16 protein-coding genes and 1 pseudogene are annotated in these 16,530 nt (G+C 44.3%); 10 read left to right on the top strand and 7 right to left on the bottom strand.

The features are described 5' to 3' along the window. Positions 1–472 precede the first annotated feature (472 nt). A complete protein-coding gene (locus JCM19039_RS23525; protein WP_373974800.1) occupies positions 473–844 on the bottom strand; it encodes a ComEC/Rec2 family competence protein in 372 nt (123 codons plus the stop codon). Positions 845–855: 11 nt separating this feature from the next. Continuing rightward, a complete protein-coding gene (locus tag JCM19039_RS23520) occupies positions 856–1,335 on the bottom strand; it encodes an MBL fold metallo-hydrolase (RefSeq protein ID WP_052398401.1) in 480 nt (159 codons plus the stop codon). A 154-nt stretch (positions 1,336–1,489) separates the two neighbouring features. Here JCM19039_RS23520 and JCM19039_RS01225 point away from each other — a divergent pair, with 154 nt between their 5' ends. Next, positions 1,490–2,866, top strand: a complete 1,377-nt coding sequence (locus JCM19039_RS01225; RefSeq protein ID WP_042423067.1) for a dipeptidase — start codon at positions 1,490–1,492, stop codon at positions 2,864–2,866. Between the two features lie 25 nt (positions 2,867–2,891). On the opposite strand, the gene JCM19039_RS01220 is transcribed toward JCM19039_RS01225, so the two are convergent. Then, entirely contained in the window at positions 2,892–3,620 is a 729-nt protein-coding gene (locus JCM19039_RS01220; RefSeq protein WP_042423455.1) for a twin-arginine translocase subunit TatC, read from the bottom strand. Between the two features lie 132 nt (positions 3,621–3,752). On the opposite strand from JCM19039_RS01220, the gene JCM19039_RS01215 reads away from it, so the two are divergent. Beyond that, positions 3,753–5,165 (top strand): hypothetical protein, encoded by a 1,413-nt coding sequence (locus tag JCM19039_RS01215; RefSeq protein ID WP_042423064.1) that lies wholly within the window; start codon positions 3,753–3,755, stop codon positions 5,163–5,165. A gap of 1,715 nt (positions 5,166–6,880) precedes the next feature. Here JCM19039_RS01215 and tatA read toward each other — a convergent pair. The 3 genes and pseudogenes from tatA to JCM19039_RS01200 all read right to left on the bottom strand — a co-directional run bounded on the left by tatA (position 6,881) and on the right by JCM19039_RS01200 (position 9,438). Further along, the gene (gene tatA / locus JCM19039_RS01210; protein ID WP_042423062.1) at positions 6,881–7,090 is read right to left on the bottom strand and encodes a twin-arginine translocase TatA/TatE family subunit; all 210 of its coding nucleotides are present in this window, start codon (positions 7,088–7,090) and stop codon (positions 6,881–6,883) included. Between the two features lie 19 nt (positions 7,091–7,109). Beyond that, a complete protein-coding gene (locus tag JCM19039_RS01205; RefSeq protein ID WP_081834253.1) occupies positions 7,110–8,486 on the bottom strand; it encodes an amidohydrolase in 1,377 nt (458 codons plus the stop codon). 47 nt (positions 8,487–8,533) lie between these two features. Continuing rightward, positions 8,534–9,438, bottom strand: a pseudogene (locus JCM19039_RS01200) (aldo/keto reductase). A 138-nt stretch (positions 9,439–9,576) separates the two neighbouring features. Here JCM19039_RS01200 and JCM19039_RS01195 point away from each other — a divergent pair. The 8 genes from JCM19039_RS01195 (at position 9,577) to JCM19039_RS01165 (ending at position 15,934) form a co-directional block, all read left to right on the top strand. Further along, positions 9,577–10,437 carry a MoxR family ATPase gene (locus tag JCM19039_RS01195; protein ID WP_307190115.1) on the top strand — a complete coding sequence of 287 codons (861 nt, stop codon included), beginning with the start codon at positions 9,577–9,579 and terminating at the stop codon, positions 10,435–10,437. A gap of 171 nt (positions 10,438–10,608) precedes the next feature. After that, positions 10,609–11,712, top strand: coding sequence for a DUF58 domain-containing protein (locus JCM19039_RS01190; protein ID WP_042423059.1), 1,104 nt, complete (start codon positions 10,609–10,611; stop codon positions 11,710–11,712). Further along, a complete protein-coding gene (locus JCM19039_RS01185; RefSeq protein WP_042423056.1) occupies positions 11,702–12,919 on the top strand; it encodes a hypothetical protein in 1,218 nt (405 codons plus the stop codon). Before JCM19039_RS01190 ends, JCM19039_RS01185 begins: the two co-directional genes overlap by 11 nt. A gap of 650 nt (positions 12,920–13,569) precedes the next feature. Continuing rightward, a complete protein-coding gene (locus tag JCM19039_RS24135) occupies positions 13,570–13,710 on the top strand; it encodes a hypothetical protein (RefSeq protein WP_193744110.1) in 141 nt (46 codons plus the stop codon). A 199-nt stretch (positions 13,711–13,909) separates the two neighbouring features. Next, a complete protein-coding gene (locus JCM19039_RS01175) occupies positions 13,910–14,347 on the top strand; it encodes a MarR family winged helix-turn-helix transcriptional regulator (RefSeq protein ID WP_042423050.1) in 438 nt (145 codons plus the stop codon). Between the two features lies 1 nt (position 14,348). Next, positions 14,349–14,861: a VOC family protein gene (locus tag JCM19039_RS27000; RefSeq protein WP_307190114.1), complete on the top strand. Its 513-nt coding sequence runs from the start codon at positions 14,349–14,351 to the stop codon at positions 14,859–14,861. A 23-nt stretch (positions 14,862–14,884) separates the two neighbouring features. Next, the gene (locus JCM19039_RS26995; RefSeq protein ID WP_373974721.1) at positions 14,885–15,322 is read left to right on the top strand and encodes a VOC family protein; all 438 of its coding nucleotides are present in this window, start codon (positions 14,885–14,887) and stop codon (positions 15,320–15,322) included. Between the two features lie 6 nt (positions 15,323–15,328). Continuing rightward, positions 15,329–15,934 (top strand): alpha/beta hydrolase, encoded by a 606-nt coding sequence (locus JCM19039_RS01165; RefSeq protein ID WP_042423047.1) that lies wholly within the window; start codon positions 15,329–15,331, stop codon positions 15,932–15,934. A 55-nt stretch (positions 15,935–15,989) separates the two neighbouring features. Here the strand turns inward: JCM19039_RS01165 and JCM19039_RS01160 are convergent, their stop codons facing one another. Further along, positions 15,990–16,451, bottom strand: coding sequence for an NUDIX hydrolase (locus JCM19039_RS01160; RefSeq protein WP_193744109.1), 462 nt, complete (start codon positions 16,449–16,451; stop codon positions 15,990–15,992). Positions 16,452–16,530 lie beyond the last annotated feature (79 nt).

Below are 16,530 nucleotides of genomic sequence, written 5' to 3'. Positions count from 1 at the left end.
GTGCCCGGTTTGAGGCTGGATTGTCACATCCGTGACAGGTCATAATATTCCTTGCGCCAGGTGGTGATTATCAATCACATCTTTTTACCCTTCGGCCAACGTTTTCCGTGTTGTCCGCAATCCTTGCAGTGACGAACAACGGATGGCAGCGAAGTTGTTGAAGTGAGATGAACTTCAACAGACAATAGGTGGGCGTTTGCCTGTAAAGACCGATCTCGGTCATCGGATTCAGTGAATTTCTTTCGTTCAACTTATCTAGATCGCCCAGTATCTGGATAAAACCGACGTTTTACCGCGATCTAGATTGTTTCGGGGGGATCTAGATCAGCTACCCCCTAAAAATCCCCAAGCATTACACAACTAGAGGTTCATGTTTGCAAACGCCACATCAAACTCGGTAGATCGCGTATCTCCCATTTATTAAAACCTTGAGCCCAAACAAGATTGTACTCCGATCACCGGTTATTGAATTTTATCGTTCGGTATATAATTCCCATTCTCCATCTTCAATGATGACATACACTTCGCCGTGTTCAGCGGTTCCAAACAAATCAATGCCTTTTTCGTGTATACGTTCGACCACTTCATCATGAGGATGACCGTACTCATTGTCTGCACCAGCAGAATAGATCGCAGCTTCAGGATCTACTGCATCTAAGAACGGGGCCGTGTTTGACGTCGATGAACCGTGATGCCCCGCATGAAAAATGTCGGCTTGTAGACGTTCTGGCTGTTGTAGCATTTGTTCTTCGGCATCCTCTTCTGCGTCACCTGTAAAGAGCATCTGAACACCTTCAACCTCAATGCGCATCGCAATTGAACCGTCATTAAGATTCCCCGTCAGTTGATCAGGCCCTACAACCTCAATCTGGAATTGTCCAACGTTCGTATCATCCCTGCGCGTGGTTCTTCATAATCTGCATCACTCTCAAGGATGGCGTCAACGATTCTTTCATACGTTAAAGATGTATGTTCTTCCCCACTCATCCACACTTCTGACACGTCATATTGATTCAATATGACATCCGCATTACCGATATGGTCTGCATGAGGATGTGTTAAAACTAAGAGATCAATCGTTCCAACCTCATCCTCTTCTAAGTACGAAAGAATGCGATCATCGTCATGTCTACCTGTATCGATAAGAATTGTAGTTTCACCGTCGCGGAGCAGTGTACTATCCCTTTGCCCTACGTCATAAAATACAATTTCTGCATGGTTCCACGCACTTTCTCCATCCGTATCTCGTTCTGCACCCCTGCTCTCTTCAAAATCACAGCCAACCGCAAGAAGGGCTAGGCATAACACAGGCATCCATTTGCCTAAACTGTTCATTTCATCGTTCCTTTCTGAGCTTTACAATTGCTTAGAAGCTTTCGGAATTATACTACTGAAAATCCTATAAATACAAGTGCCTTTAAGAATGTTTGCGCTCTTATAAAACCGATGGCAAAATAGTAAGGAGTAAGAAAAACTGAGGAGGGCGCCTATGTCACAAATTGAACAGCACTTAAAAGCGAATCGTGAACGTCATTTGCAAGAATTGAAAAACTACCTTGCCATCCCGAGTGTGAGTGCACTATCTGAGCATAAAGAGGATACAAGAAAAGCTGCGGAATGGACTGCCGAGCAACTGAAAACAATCGGTCTGGAACACGTTGAGATTATGGAAACAAACGGCCATCCTGTCGTTTACGGTGATTGGCTCCGTGCGAGCGATAAACCGACGGTACTCATTTATGGGCATTATGATGTTCAACCTGTCGACCCCCTTGAACTGTGGGAAACGCCCCCTTTTGAGGCGAGTATCCGTGATAACAAAATTTATGCACGCGGGGCTACAGATGATAAAGGGCAAACGTTTATGCACATTAAAGCGTTGGAGACATTGTTGAATGTCAACGGTGAATTGCCAATCAATGTAAAAGTAATGATTGAAGGGGAAGAAGAAGTGGGCAGTCCGAATTTGGACGCGTTCGTGGATACGTACAAAGAAAAGCTCCAGTCTGACATTCTCGTTATCTCTGACACGACGATGATTGAGAAAGGGAAACCGACGGTATGCTATGGCCTGCGTGGGCTTGCTGGGTTGCAAGTGGACCTAAAGGGAGCAAAAGGGGACCTTCACTCTGGCCTTTACGGCGGCGGTGTACAAAACCCTCTTCACGCATTAACGAAACTGCTCGCGTCCATGCATGACGAAAACGGTAAAATTACTGTGGACGGTTTTTATGATGGGGTTATCGCGCTTACAGATGAAGAACGGCGCGCCTATGATGCGTTGAACTTCGATGAACAAGCCCTTACTAAAGAGCTCGACGTCCCTGAATTGTACGGTGAAGAAGGGTACAGTTTCTTAGAGCGAACATGGGTACGACCAACGCTTGAAATGAATGGCATGCATGGTGGTTTTCAAGGAGAAGGCGTGAAAACTGTTCTACCATCCGAAGCATCTGCCAAAATTAGTTGCCGCCTCGTTCCTGGGCAAGATCCTGATGACATTTTGGAAAAGTTGTATGCGCATATTGAAGCACACACTCCAGCAGGTGTGACAGTAAAGACGACACCATTTGATAAAGGCAAGCCTTTCTTAACACCGTATGATCACCCGGCCATCCAAGCAGCAGGTGATGCGCTCGAGTCTGTATACAATGAAAAAACGGCATACACGCGCATGGGTGGATCCTTGCCGATTGCCGAAACCTTTAGTGAGATTCTAGATGTGCCGATTGTCTTGATGGGCTTCGGGCTTCCATCTGAGAACTTCCATGCCCCTAATGAACATTTTCACCTTGAAAACTTCGACCAAGGACTGCGCGCCATTTGTGATTATTATACACGTGTCGCCAACCTAGACTTAGACTGAAGGAACATTTGTTCCTTCAGTTTTTTTATGTTCCCTCAGCAACTCGATTCGGTTTACGTTTATGAATATATTTTCCGAGTAGAATTCCAATCTCGTAAAGAACAATAAACGGAACGACGACGAGAATATCGGTCAAAAAGTCTGGTGGGGTGATGAGGACAGAAATACAGAACAGTACAAAGTAAGCGTATTTACGAATTTTCCCGAGGGAATAAGGATCGATGAGTCCAAACGATGTGAGCGCCATAATGATTAACGGAAGCTCAAACAAAAATCCAGCTGGAATGGTTGTCATCACCACGAAAGAAAAATATTCGGATGCGGTAATCATCATATCAAAGTGAAGCTCACCCAATTCGATTAAAAATGAAAAAGCAAGCGGATGGATGACGAAAAAACCAAATGCTAATCCAATGATAAAAAAAACAAAAATCGCCGGTATGTAGTTAAAAAGAATACTTGCTTCTTTTTTGCTTAGCGCAGGTTTTACGAAATTCCAAGCCTCTAAAGCAAGGTATGGTGCAGAAAACCCTAAACCGAGCACACCTGCAAGTGTGAAGTAGAGTTTAATCGCATCAAGCGGTCCTAACATAACAAGATTTGCATCTCCAATGAGAACATCCATATAAAAACGCAGCAATATAAATAAAGCAATAAATGCAATCGCGTACACAATTAAAGATCGGATAATGGCCCCTCTGAGCACGGTGATATGTTCTAAGGTAGGTTGTTTATCCATTTGTTCATTCGTCATCACGTCGGTATAGTCCCTCCTCTTTGCTAGTGATCTTACTATCCCCAGCAATCCAAAAAACATACTTTAAAGGAATAGTACACCAATGTTTGGCAAATGCTGAGAGAGAACTTACCTTTGAGGAGTGAAACGATGCCACCTGTAACGAGAAGTTTAGAACAAGAATTCGAATTTGTTTTGCAACGATTCATTGCTAATGAACATAGCCTAGCTCTTTTGCGTTGGGACAGCTATATGTATGGATCTACGAAAGGTGCTCAAATGAGAGCACACTTAATGGGGACTTTAGCCGAAGATACGTACAGACATCTCACATCAGAATCTGTAAAACAAGTCGTTGAACAATTAGATCCAAATGATTTACCTACTGGAATGTTGTCGAGTTTTACTTATATTCAAAAACAAGCACGTCGTTTAGAAAAGATTCCTTACGAGTGGTATACCAAATATGAGAAACACGCTGCCAAGGCGATGCAAATGTGGACAGAAGCACGAAAAGCAAATGACTTTTCCGTTTTCCGGCCGTTTTTTGACCGGCTGGTAGCATTGCAAATGGATTATGCCGATTACGCAGGCTTCGGAGATGATCGGTACGGTGCCATTTTAGATCTCCGAGAAGATGGTCTAACTTCTGAGCAAGTAGATGCGTGGTTCCAACAATTGCAAGAAGTCGTTTTACCACTACTCTCCCACGTGAAACAATCAAACAAACAACCGAAAACTGGCTTCCTATTCGAGGAGATCGAAATTGAAGAACAAATGGATGTTGCAAAATCTTTATTTGAACTTACAAACTTTGACTTTGAGAGTGGACGCATCGATTCATCAATTCATCCTTACTTCGTCTCATTATCACCAGAGGACGTACGCGTAGGCATCTCTGCTCCATCTGCAAAAGAGTTCAAGAAGATGATGAAAGAAACGCTTTATTCATGTGGACAAAGCTTGTTCGCGCAAACGAGCAATCACTTGCTACAAGCAGAAGTACCTGCCAGCATGCAACAAGCGTACGGGCTGCTGTTCTCCTCATTTATTAGCAAAAGCAAATCATTTCTTCTACAGTGCAAAGAGCAATTACCTGATGCCATTCACCGTTACTCTATTGATGAACTTCACGCTGGCATGAACGCTGTTGACTTTACTATCGTCAAAAATGATTCGAGCGAGCTCATGGCCCCTCTGCATCTGCAGATTGGCTATGAACTAGAAAAAGCCATCATGAATGGGGAAATTGCCACACGTGACTTGCCTCACGTATGGGCAGATAAAGCAGGCGACTATTTGTCTCTTGCCACACCACATGACCTCGGAGGTATTCTCCAAGAATATCATTTCGCCACGGCTGACTTTGGATCCCAAGCTGTTGAACTAAAGAGCTATCTACAAGCAGCCACCCTCTATCAAACCGTACAAAAAGAAGGGGACACCGATTCGTTGTCCGCAAAAGTTGACCGACTGCGGCAACTCATCGCAACACCACAAAAAAAGACATCGACCAAAGATTTTAGCGATTGGCTCTCTCTGACGTATACGTCAATCTACTAACTGATAACTCCCACCCCGAAAGGAGTGGGGTTTCTCGTTAAAAAAAGTAAATATGCCCCTCTGAAAGACTGTGCTGCTGTTGATTTTAGTGAAGGAAGATGTTAGAGAGCAATCTAAATACTGAACTTTACATTCTGCAGTAATAAAAATTACACACCCCGTCACGTTCGCTACCACCTCGAGCTGAGGGAGAACGACCATCATCCAACAATACAAAGAAGTAAGAGTTCTCATCTGTCCTTTGCCGAGGTTGTGGTGATTTTTGTTCACATCAACGTCAAGTCTCATGATATTTGGGGATTTTTAGGAGATGGGTGATCTCTATAGAATGAACTTAACATTTTCCTAATTGCAGAGTTTGTTGCTTTCCACTGCAGGCGGATGCTTGTACTCCAGAGCATAAGGGCAACATCGGCGGCCAAAAGACAGCCACCGTGTTTTCTTTACCGCGGAGGACCGGCCGAGCCTCCTCGGTCTAACGACCTGCGGAGTCTCGTCTCGGCCCAACTTCTACAGGCGTCACCGCCTTTCGTTCCAATCAACGGTACTGCATAGACGACGTCGCTGAACTGGGGTTGCTCAATATTGGCATTCAACTCGATCCGTACACTTTGGAGGCCAATAGCAGTAGATACCCATCTTTTCTACGTCTATTGTAACCGATGACGATCGATCTCAAAGTCGATGAACTTTAGGCTTTAACCGGTGGTCTACCATTCGTTTGTGAAGAAATTCTTCAGTTCGACTTATATAGATCACGTCCGAAACAATCTAGATCGCGGTCAAACGATGATATTCACCAAAGACTGGGCGATCTAGATCGCCAACAACCTAGATAAGATCAACTAAATAAATTCTTCAAGAACCAGTGGTAAGCTTGGTAAAGTGGAACCTGTGCTCGAGTTGAGGAACATCGCAGGAAAAGCGGTGTATTCTCATAAACTAGGGAGCAGATTACCGGGTCACGTGTACATCCCAGGCCCGAAGTACCAACATGTTGTTGGCGCGAGCCGCGCCGAACCGAGTCCGGTTTGGCTTCGGCCCTGCTGGGGCAGACAGGTTGCTTGAAAATGCGCGCAAGTTTAGAGGATATGAGCGCCGAAAAGTTAAACTAGCGCACAAAATGGCACCCAGCACCGCGCTCCCCCTCCAACCCGTCAATCAACAGCGCAAATCAAGAACATCTTACGTTCATTCTATGTAGATCGTTTAGAACACCGCAGTTTACTTGAGAATAGCCAATCGATTAACGTTCGTTTCTATATCAAAAGACATCCCCATCTACTCATATCAACCTCAAGAGCTAATAACCTTGGGCACCAGAGGTGCCCAAGGCCCTCCAAACGGTCTCCGGCATGACTCATACCGACCTCTTGTTGGCTGTGTAACCGAAAAGGGGGGGGGATTTCTTACAACGAACACATGGAATGGAGGCTGATGTAGTTAGAACCCCCGGAACCCATGTATTTCTTTATTTTAACGTAATATAGACTTCTAAATTGCGGTATATCGTGTTCATGCGCTGAAACCGAACGCGCCCCAGACAAAACCGAGTAATTATCACTATACCCTCACACTGGCAACACTCGATTTTACGTAGTCTTCCTGCCCAGTCAGACAGGGCATGGTTGTTTTCGGAGAGCGGGTTCACCCCCAACTACGTAAATAACCTTGCCAACTGGCAAGGTTATTTAGGATACTTCATAAGCAAATGACTAAGCTTCACGATCGGGTTTATCCAAGGTATCTTCTTTTGGAGTAGCAGCCGGAGCATCTTCGAAGATCTGGGTTGTGGACTTTTTGAATTCAGTAATGGTTTTACCAAAGGCCCCACCAATCTCCGGCAGTTTTTTGGGTCCAAAAATTAAAAGAGCTAACAGAGAAATCAAGATAAGGCTTGGGATTCCGACGTTAAATGGACTCATATGTTCACCTCCTGTTTTCTTACTTGTTAGACTGCTCCAATTTCCCATTTTTTATCAAAAAAAAATGTACAGCAAAGAAAAACTTTGCTGTACGGGTGACGCTATTCATGTAATGACTGATGAGATCGATATACGTTGCCACGCCAACGCTCAACACCCGCTCATCATAGTCAAATGACGGGTGATGGTGCCCTGCTGCCAGCGGAGTGCCAAAGATCATGTACGTAGCCTCTCCACCTTCATTTTGAACGTCTGTCATGAGTACTGCGGCATCTTCTGATGCACCAATTGGGAGGGTCGGTATAATTGTATCCACAAACGGATTCGCCTCGGTTGCAGCGGTCAGCCGATTGACCCAAACGTCATCGCACCTAGCGGTCATGCCATGGCCAACTACTTCTATATTGGCTTTAACATTGCTCATTAACGCCGCGGCTTTTGCCACGCGCTGTACTTCGTCAAACATATACGTGTCCAACTTATCCGTCTGTCCTCGTGTTTCTCCTTGAAGGGCCGCTCGGTCAGGAATGACATTTCGACCACTTCCAGACCTTAGCGTGCCGATATTAATGCGCGTTGTTCCATCGCTATGCCTTGGGATGGCAAGAGCATTTTGCACGAACGCCGATGCCGCGACCATCGCATTCTTACCTGTCTCGGGATATGCTCCGGCGTGGGCAGCTTTTCCTGTGAACGTGAGATCAAATTTAGTCGTGGCCAGAAAACCAGTGGTCGTTGCCGCGATTTGGCCGATTTCTCGATCTTGGATGCCGATATGACCGGATAGAAAATAGTCTGCACCAGTGAGCCACCCTTTAGCTGCCATCGTTTTTGCCCCGCGACTGCCCTCTTCCGCAGGTTGAAACAACAACGTAAAGGTTCCGACAAGCTCATCTTGATGATGAGAAATGTAATGCGCAACAGCTAGACCGATCGCTGTATGCCCGTCGTGCCCACACGCATGCATGTTCCCGGCAATCGTTGATTGAAACGATTCTTTAAACGGTAGATGGTTGTCGTCTGTCGCCTCTGTAATTGGCAGTCCATCAATATCAAAGCGAAGTACAGTATGTGCCCCAGTTCGTCCTGTATCTAGACGCGCAACAACACCTGTCGTTCCGTTTTTCATCTTGTCGAGCAATGCAGTTGGAACGCCATACTCTTTCGCCCGCAGCATCGCTTCGTCCAACTCTTCTTGGTCGGGAACACCTAAACGCTCATCTGCAGCGATGGCATCCGCTCCTACGTGCAGTAAGAACCCCGTGCCTTCAAGTTTCTCTACAATTTTGGCGGTCGTAACAAACTCCGTCCAACCTACTTCCGGAACTCGGTGGAATTCTCGCCTCCAACTAACGAAGCGCTCTTCATTTTGCTCGACCCATTCATGACTTCTCATGTTGTCACCGTTCTTTCATGTTTTCTTCCATCGTAACACGAAAAAAATTACCGGTGTTGTTCATAAACAATTGCTTGAGAGCTTCGTTGCAACTTCTCATATTCTTCGTCAGTAAGTGAAGGTAAGTCCATCGTTCCGACATTCTCCAACACTTGCTCCACTGAACTTGCTCCCGCAGTAACCGTTGAGACAGCAGGGTGATGAAGCACATAACGAATGGCCAGTTGAGCGGGTGTACCCAAGTGTCTCATTGACGCCAGCGCATCCGCCGCAAACTGCACTTCGCCTTTCGTATAATCTAAGAAACCTTCTTTAGGCGTCTTCACTTCCGATCTTTCTGTTAACATGCCTTTTGCGACCGGACCTCTTACGATGACACCGATGTCATTTTGATGGAGAAAATCTAACATCGATTCTTCAGGTCTTCTGTCCAGCAAGTTGTATTGCATCATGACACTCGTCATCCCTGAATCCGCGTATTCCTTTATGACATTCGGTCGAATTGAAGAAATGCCAAACGCACGAATGAACCCTTCTTGCTTCAATTCTTGGAACGCCTCAATCGTCTCGTCAATCGGATCATCAATCGTTCCACCGTGCAATTGATACACATCAAGATAATCGGTACCTAATCGTCGCAAGCTGTTTTTACACGCCTCTTTAATATATGCTTTAGAAGGATCCCAAAACCAATCATTCCGCCTTCTTGCCAATGGTTCCCTCCTTTAGACGCCAGCACAAGTTGCTCTCTTCTGCCTTTGATGATTTCACCGACGATCTCTTCATTTTTTCCGAATTGATACAGATCTGCGGTGTCCACATAATTCATGCCTTTTTCTATACCTGCTTCAAGGACGAGCCTTGCTTCTTCTATGTTTTCAGAAAGACTCATCGTTCCAAAGCCAATTTCACTAACATGAATATCTGACTTCCCTAGTCTACGCATTTTCATATGTTTTCCTCCTTCAACGTTCTTAGTCCACATTTACCCGTTTTCGCTTCGGTTCATACGTACATTTGCGCTTGTTGTTTTGACAGTTTTTTGTCAAAATAGACAATAGTCGTGATTTAAAAGAATGGAGGACCCATTATGAAGACTTACGAACAGTTGCAGCAGACCATTCAGAAAAAAGTGATCGGTCAAGATGGGGTGATTGAGTTGATGACAATCGCCTTATTAAATCATGGGCATGTGTTGCTTGAGAGTGTGCCCGGTACAGGAAAAACGTTATTAGCAAAAACGTTTGCTTCTGCGCTACATATGTCTTTTAGTCGCATTCAGTTTACCCCAGACATTTTGCCGAGCGACGTTACCGGCTTACGTTTTTTTCATCCGAAGCATCAGGAGTTTCAATTAGAAAAAGGGTCTGTATTTACGAATGTGCTCCTTGCTGATGAAATCAACCGCGCCACACCGAAAACACAATCATCATTATTAGAAGTCATGGAAGAGAGACAAGTGACAATTGACGGGGAAACACATCTAATCGACGGGCCTTTTATCGTGATTGCAACGCAAAACCCAGTCGAATCTCAACAAGGAACATATGCACTTCCTGCCGCTCAATTGGACAGATTTTTCTTAAAAGTCCCAATGAAGTACCCGGATGTTGAGCAAGAGCGAACAATTTTACATACACATGCCTCCCCTTCAACAGAAGAGATAGAACCCGTATTAACAAAAGAAGAGATCTTCTCTCTCCAGGAACAAGTCGATCTTATTACTGTCGACCAAGATATCGAAACGTACCTTTTGACACTCGCCCAAGAGACACGAAATCACCCGCTTATTGAAGTGGGTATCAGTCCTCGGGGAACGCTCGCTTGGCTTCGAGCAGCAAAAGGGATGGCTTTTCTACGCGAGCGAAGTTACGTTCATCCAAGTGATCTACAAGACACCGCTCCATATGTCATCGCTCACCGACTTCTTTTGTCCACAGAGGGTACATGACAAAAGGGGCCGATCAAATTCTAAAAGATATCCTTCATGAAGTTCCAGTCCCTGTTGAGGCGAATGAAGCATGAACCGGACCGTTGAGAGCTCGCGTGTCACAGGCATCGCTACGCTAGCCTTTTCACTATCTTTAGTCTTCGCTTTAATTCAAGCGAAGCCTTATGGTTATTGCTTTCCGTTTTTGGCGTGTTATGGGTAGGTGTCTCAAACGTAATACTCAACCGCCTTGGTACGCAAATTGCACTCACCGAGACTGGAAACAAAAGGCGGTATCATATCGACCATGAAGGTGCATTTGAATTTACGATTCGCAATGACGGTCTGCCCATTTACCAAGCAACACTCATCATTCAATTCGATAACAATGTCAATCCGATTGATGTTGAGAAGACAACGAGTTCTGGCGAAGGCATTCATGAGGTTCGGACTCGGATCACGTTAGGATACCGCTCTGAAAAAACAATCCATATTCCTTTTGTTGCTTTTGAACGGGGGATCGGTCGCATTCGTTCAATTCGCATTGACATTCCGAACTGGGCAGGATTTGGGCATGTGGAACTTCGCTATTACCATACGCTCAAGCAAGAAGCACTTGTTTTTCCGAAGCTTCTCCCTGTTGCTGAAACGGAAAAGCCACTCACCCAATTTGAAGGAGACTTTCCTAAACCTTTTGCATTGTTTCAAGATCGCATGTTGCCCGTTAGCGTTCGCGATTATCAATTTGGGGATGATTTCAAAGATATTCATTGGAAAGCGAGTGCAAAAATGCAAAAGCTTCAAACGAAACAATATGAAACGATTACAGATCAAAGTGTACTTCTCACCGTTAACATCACTTCCGACTATGGACTTTCTAAAGATTTAGATGCCCTCGTAGAGCATAGCGCATTTATTGCGAACGAAGTATTAGGAGAGGACATGGCTTTTGGACTTGCCATGAACCGAATGACATTTGGCAGTTTTCGGTTCATGCACACGCAAGCAGGAACGGGTAATGAACAGCTGCTCTATTTACTCGAACAGTTGGCTTCTGTAACGAAGGGACGTACACTTACAACGTCCTATACGAAATTGCTTTCACATCTCATCTATCAGCGGGAACATCCCGTTCATTGGATTCATGCTGGAGAGCGCACCCAAGAGGTTGATGAGATGCTTCATCACTTGCATAGAAACGGTCAACCGCTGAGCATTTTGCACCTGCACGAAGAAACCGCTTATTTATCCCCGTATACGCCACTCGAACAAGGGGGGAGAGATCATGGCTCGTAAGATTATGTTCGGTTTCTACACTGGAATTGAAGTGAATCTATTACTCGGATTATTCTATGTGATCTATGCACTCATTTCACCGAGCTTTCCATTGCTCCAACTCGTTTTGTTCGTGTTCACTTGCTCATTCGTTCTCGTATGGGCTGTAGAAACGCCAAAAAAAAAGCAAAGACTTTTCATTATTGGGGCTTTACTTCTCCTATTTGTCGTTGGGTGGGGTGTGTATCAAATCATACTCATTCCAGTACTTCTCATTCAATTGCTCGTGATGTATCGAATTATTTCTCATCAACCGTTTTCGGTATTTGAGCGACTCGTTGGGAGATTCCTTGTTTTAATCGGGATGAACGTGATGGTCGTCGCTTTTCTCCAAAGTTTCGGGGCAACACTTCCAGTAACGGAGTTGTTTTTTTACTTAGCGAGTATGACAATCACCGCAATCACGTATTTAACGTTATCTTTTATGAGTACAAATAACGGCAAAAGTAACCAAACGCTCATTGCATGGCAAGGTGGACTCATTGGAGCTTTATTGCTCATTTTAACGGTCATCTATTTCAATTTATCCATTATTGAACGAATGGTAGCAATGATCATTGAAGGTTTACTCACGTTACTAACGTTCATCGTCACACCCATTTTCCAACTATTTGGAATGCTGTTTGCGTTAATCGCTCCAGAAGATGTGGAACCTCCCCTTGAAGCAGAAATCGAGATGGGCGCAGGTTCTCTTGAAGAACAGGAAACGTACGTTCCAACTGAACTGTTTGACATCACTTGGATCTTTGCGACACTCACGTTTCTCGTTTGTATCGTGTTGGCTGTCATCTTCATACGAAAAGTGATCCGCGGAAATGAAGATTACGCACAAAACAACCACCTCGTCCAAAATGCTTCATCTGGACTGCAAAAAACATTAACAAATCGATTTAAAAACCTTTATTCCGCTCCAGACAAACAACAGCTTATTCGAAAAGAAGTCGAGAAATTGGAACAGTACGCTAAGAAAAAAGAGGTGCCAAGAGACCCTAGGCAAACCATTCATCAATGGTTGCTCATTGTGACGAAAAATCTCACTGACTTTGATTTAACATCGTACGTTGATGTGTACGAAGGTGCCCGCTATGGTCACCGAACGATTGATGAACGAGACACTGACTGGTTTAAAAAAGAAACGAAACGAATTAAGAAACATTTGAAAAACTAGAAAACCCGAGCCTCTGCTCGGGTTTTCTAAATAAGTTGAACGAAAGAAATTCACTGAATCCGATGACTGAGATCGGTCTTTGCGAGTGAATGCTTGCATATTGGGTGTTGAAATTCATCTGTTTGCCGATCGTTGTTCGTCACTGTAAGGGTTGCGGACAACACGAAAAACGTTTGCCGAAGGGTAAAAAGTCGTGACCTAGGGTCACCACCTGGCACAAGCGTGTGATGGCCGGTCACGTATGTGACAATCCAGCCCTCAAACCTGGCACTTTCGGCACGCAACTGTCACAAATCGCAATATTTGTGACAGTTGGCACCGTTTATGTGCGCATTCACGTTTAAAATGATGATTTTTCTTTCTCAAGTGTCACATTAATGAATATATGGGGCATTTGGACTTCTTTCCACACACCGTAGCCAAGAGGCAGAAACGTGAATCTTGTCGCCCTTGTGTTCTGGAGTATAAAGAAAACACGGTGGACGTCTTTTGGGGCCACCGATGTTGCACTTATGCTCTGGAGTGCATTGAAAACACGGGGGCCGATTTTTGGCCTCCAATGTTGCACTTGTAGTCTGAATTATAAGTTTGATATCAACTTTAAATACCGCTTTAGAGGTGATGATTCTCGCATAAAGGAGGCGATGATAGTGACTGCCCTTGCCCTCTATAACGATTACGATTGGCACATCTTTTTACACGTGGGCATTCTCGATGAGCGCATTCCGTGCATTTCTTTTTATTCACCATCGATCGTTTTACAATTTGAATTACTGTCGATGCAAGAGTAATCCTCTCTTCCCCATATCGTTTGTCACTTTAATCATGAACATTAACGACGATGTAGTACTTTTGCTTTCACAGCAAGAGTTATTCTCCGTCTGCCTCGGAATATCCCTCAATGAGTACCAAATGTTTCATCATATCCCAAGCATATCGTTTGTGGTTTTATCAGTTTATCTTTATACTGATAAATAAGGAGGTCATTCTATGGACCACACATCGACACATGACCGCCGACTCGCCATATTATTATGGTTTAGGTTGGCTCGTTTCTACAATCAAAGCATTAAAGCCTCCAATAAACACCTTGAACAGTGGCAGTTAACGACCGCGCAATTTGATCTACTCGTACAAGTAGGCGCCCATCAGCCCGTAACTCAGCAACATTTAGCTGAAAAGCTACTCGTTACAAAAGGGAACATTACACACCTCGTTAAAAAGATGGAAGAACGTGGCCTGATTATGAGGCAGCAAGATTGGAAAACCAAATACTTGTCTTTAACAGACGAAGGAACCACCTTCTACGAGGAAGTTGTTCCGCAGCAAGAACAGTTTCAAATTGACCAATTTGCTGAGCTTGATACGGCTGATCAAAAAGAACTGCTTCGACTGCTCAATATACTTCATAAACAAGGAGAGAATTAACTTGCACTTACGTGGCATTCATCACGTGTCCGCCATCACCGCCCATGCAAGCGCAAATTATGACTTTTACACGAAAATTCTAGGCTTAAGACTCGTGAAAAAATCTGTTAATCAAGACGACCTAGGCGTATATCATTTGTTTTATGGTGATCAAACTGGAACCCCAGGATCAAAGATCACGTTCTTTGAAATGCCAGAAGCTGAAGTGAACAAACACGGGTCAGGTAGCATTTCAAGCACTTCATTTCGAGTGGCCAATGAACAGGCGTTGCAGTATTGGAAAGAACGCTTTCTCGACAAAAACATTGAACACGGAGTAATCAGTCGCTGGGCCGGAAAACTCGTCCTTCCTTTTCAAGACTTCGAAGGGCAACGATTGAGGATCGTCTCGAATGATCCGGACACCCCCTCGCCAGATGGTTCACCTTGGCAGCACTCTCCCGTCCTGAATCAAAAGCGATTCACGGGTTGGGTCCTATTGAGATTAGTGTGCGAAATGAAAAGCCAACCCTAAAGTTACTCACAACGGTATTTGGCATGCATGTCGTACACGAAGAAACAGTAGATGAAAAGAAAACATTGTATCGACTCGCTATGTCTAGCGAACAGACGACCGACGAGGTGCACGTCATACGTGACCCGGCACTTCATTTTCAACGTCCCGGTCGAGGTGGTGTTCACCATGTTGCTTTTCGTGTAAAAAATCGTGAAGAACTTCTAAACTGGGTCGACAATGTGAATGAGTTAGGTATACCTAACTCTGGTTTTGTTGATCGCTATTACTTTCAATCGTTGTATGTAAGAGACCCAAATGGCATTCTGTTTGAGATTGCCACCGATGAACCTGGTTTTCTGATAGACGAAGCGGAACATCGATTGGGTGAATCTCTTTCATTACCTCCATTTCTGGAGAATAAACGAGACCAAATTGAAGCCAAACTACTGCCATTGAATACTACTTGGCATAAGGAGTGAAACATTATGAAACACATTTTTCAAAAAGGTACCGACAGCCAAAAACCTGTTCTGCTACTTTTGCACGGGACGGGTGGAGATGAGCAAGACTTACTTCCACTCAGCCAATTAATTTCACCTGGATCTTCTGTACTCAGTGTAAGAGGAAACGTTTCTGAAAATGGTATGCCACGTTTCTTCCGTCGCTTAAGAGAAGGTGTATTTGATGAAGAGGACTTGATTTTTCGCACGAAAGAGTTAGCAGAATTTCTCGACCAAAGTGCAGAACAGTACGGATTTGATCGCAACAACATCGTTGCCGTTGGATATTCTAACGGGGCAAACATTGCCGCTAGCTTGCTTTTCCATTTTGAACACGCACTTAAAGGGGCAGTGCTTCATCACCCGATGGTCCCAAGGCGTGGCATTGATCTTCCAAACTTAGCTAACACTCCGATCTTTATTGGTGCTGGAGAACATGATCCAATTTGTCGTCCTGAAGAAACGGAAGAACTAACAAACTTGCTCAAAGGTGCAGATGCTGATGTACACCTTCATTGGGAACCAGGCGGTCACCAATTAACTCAAACTGAAGTAAACGAAGCTTCTGCATGGTTCAAAAAGAATTTCTAATACACATTCATGCATTGGGCTGCCTCTTCAATACGAAGGCAGCCTTTTACATTCGTTATAATGGCACATTTCCATTTAAGATGTATGCAGCAGCCTTTCTTACGAGCGGTGAACTGTTCAACTCCGTCATCTCCTCTAACCCGATCCATTCAACACCACTCGAATCATTTGTCGTCACCGCTTGACCTTTGAGCTGAGCTTCTATTTCAGGCGTAGTCCAATGTTCAATTGAGACATCGACGAAAATGGCGATATGATGCGTCAGGTCTGTCTGTTTATAACGATAATCAACTAAAAAATCAAACGTGCCAATTTGATGATTGATCAAAATGTTTTGACCTGTTTCTTCAAGAAATTCCCTTTTCAAAGCTTGCCTCAACGTTTCGTACTCATTTATAGACCCGCCTGGCAAATCAAACATGTCTTTATACGGACCTTTAATTTTGTGAATGACGAGTAGTTTATTGTGATCGTAGCAAACTCCATAGATCCCTAGATGCCGATGCCAACGCGACAACACATTCCCCCCTTATCGTACGAACCACATATGTACTGAAAAGCCACACCAAAATCTCAATAGATTTTGGTGTGGTGAT

Source organism: Geomicrobium sp. JCM 19039, from assembly GCF_000698145.1.
In the GTDB taxonomy this organism is placed as follows: domain Bacteria; phylum Bacillota; class Bacilli; order Bacillales; family Marinococcaceae; genus Geomicrobium_A.
Note: the sequence above shows the minus strand (reverse complement) of the source record. Positions and strands in the feature narration are given on the sequence as shown.

Coding starts and splice junctions, on each gene's coding strand:
- JCM19039_RS23520 (WP_052398401.1), bottom strand. CDS start 1,335: ATGAACAGTTTAGGCAAATGGATGCCTGTGTTATGCCTAGCCCTTCTT.
- JCM19039_RS01225 (WP_042423067.1), top strand. CDS start 1,490: ATGTCACAAATTGAACAGCACTTAAAAGCGAATCGTGAACGTCATTTG.
- JCM19039_RS01220 (WP_042423455.1), bottom strand. CDS start 3,620: ATGACGAATGAACAAATGGATAAACAACCTACCTTAGAACATATCACC.
- JCM19039_RS01215 (WP_042423064.1), top strand. CDS start 3,753: ATGCCACCTGTAACGAGAAGTTTAGAACAAGAATTCGAATTTGTTTTG.
- tatA (WP_042423062.1), bottom strand. CDS start 7,090: ATGAGTCCATTTAACGTCGGAATCCCAAGCCTTATCTTGATTTCTCTG.
- JCM19039_RS01205 (WP_081834253.1), bottom strand. CDS start 8,486: ATGAGAAGTCATGAATGGGTCGAGCAAAATGAAGAGCGCTTCGTTAGT.
- JCM19039_RS01195 (WP_307190115.1), top strand. CDS start 9,577: ATGAAGACTTACGAACAGTTGCAGCAGACCATTCAGAAAAAAGTGATC.
- JCM19039_RS01185 (WP_042423056.1), top strand. CDS start 11,702: ATGGCTCGTAAGATTATGTTCGGTTTCTACACTGGAATTGAAGTGAAT.
- JCM19039_RS01175 (WP_042423050.1), top strand. CDS start 13,910: ATGGACCACACATCGACACATGACCGCCGACTCGCCATATTATTATGG.
- JCM19039_RS26995 (WP_373974721.1), top strand. CDS start 14,885: ATGCATGTCGTACACGAAGAAACAGTAGATGAAAAGAAAACATTGTAT.
- JCM19039_RS01165 (WP_042423047.1), top strand. CDS start 15,329: ATGAAACACATTTTTCAAAAAGGTACCGACAGCCAAAAACCTGTTCTG.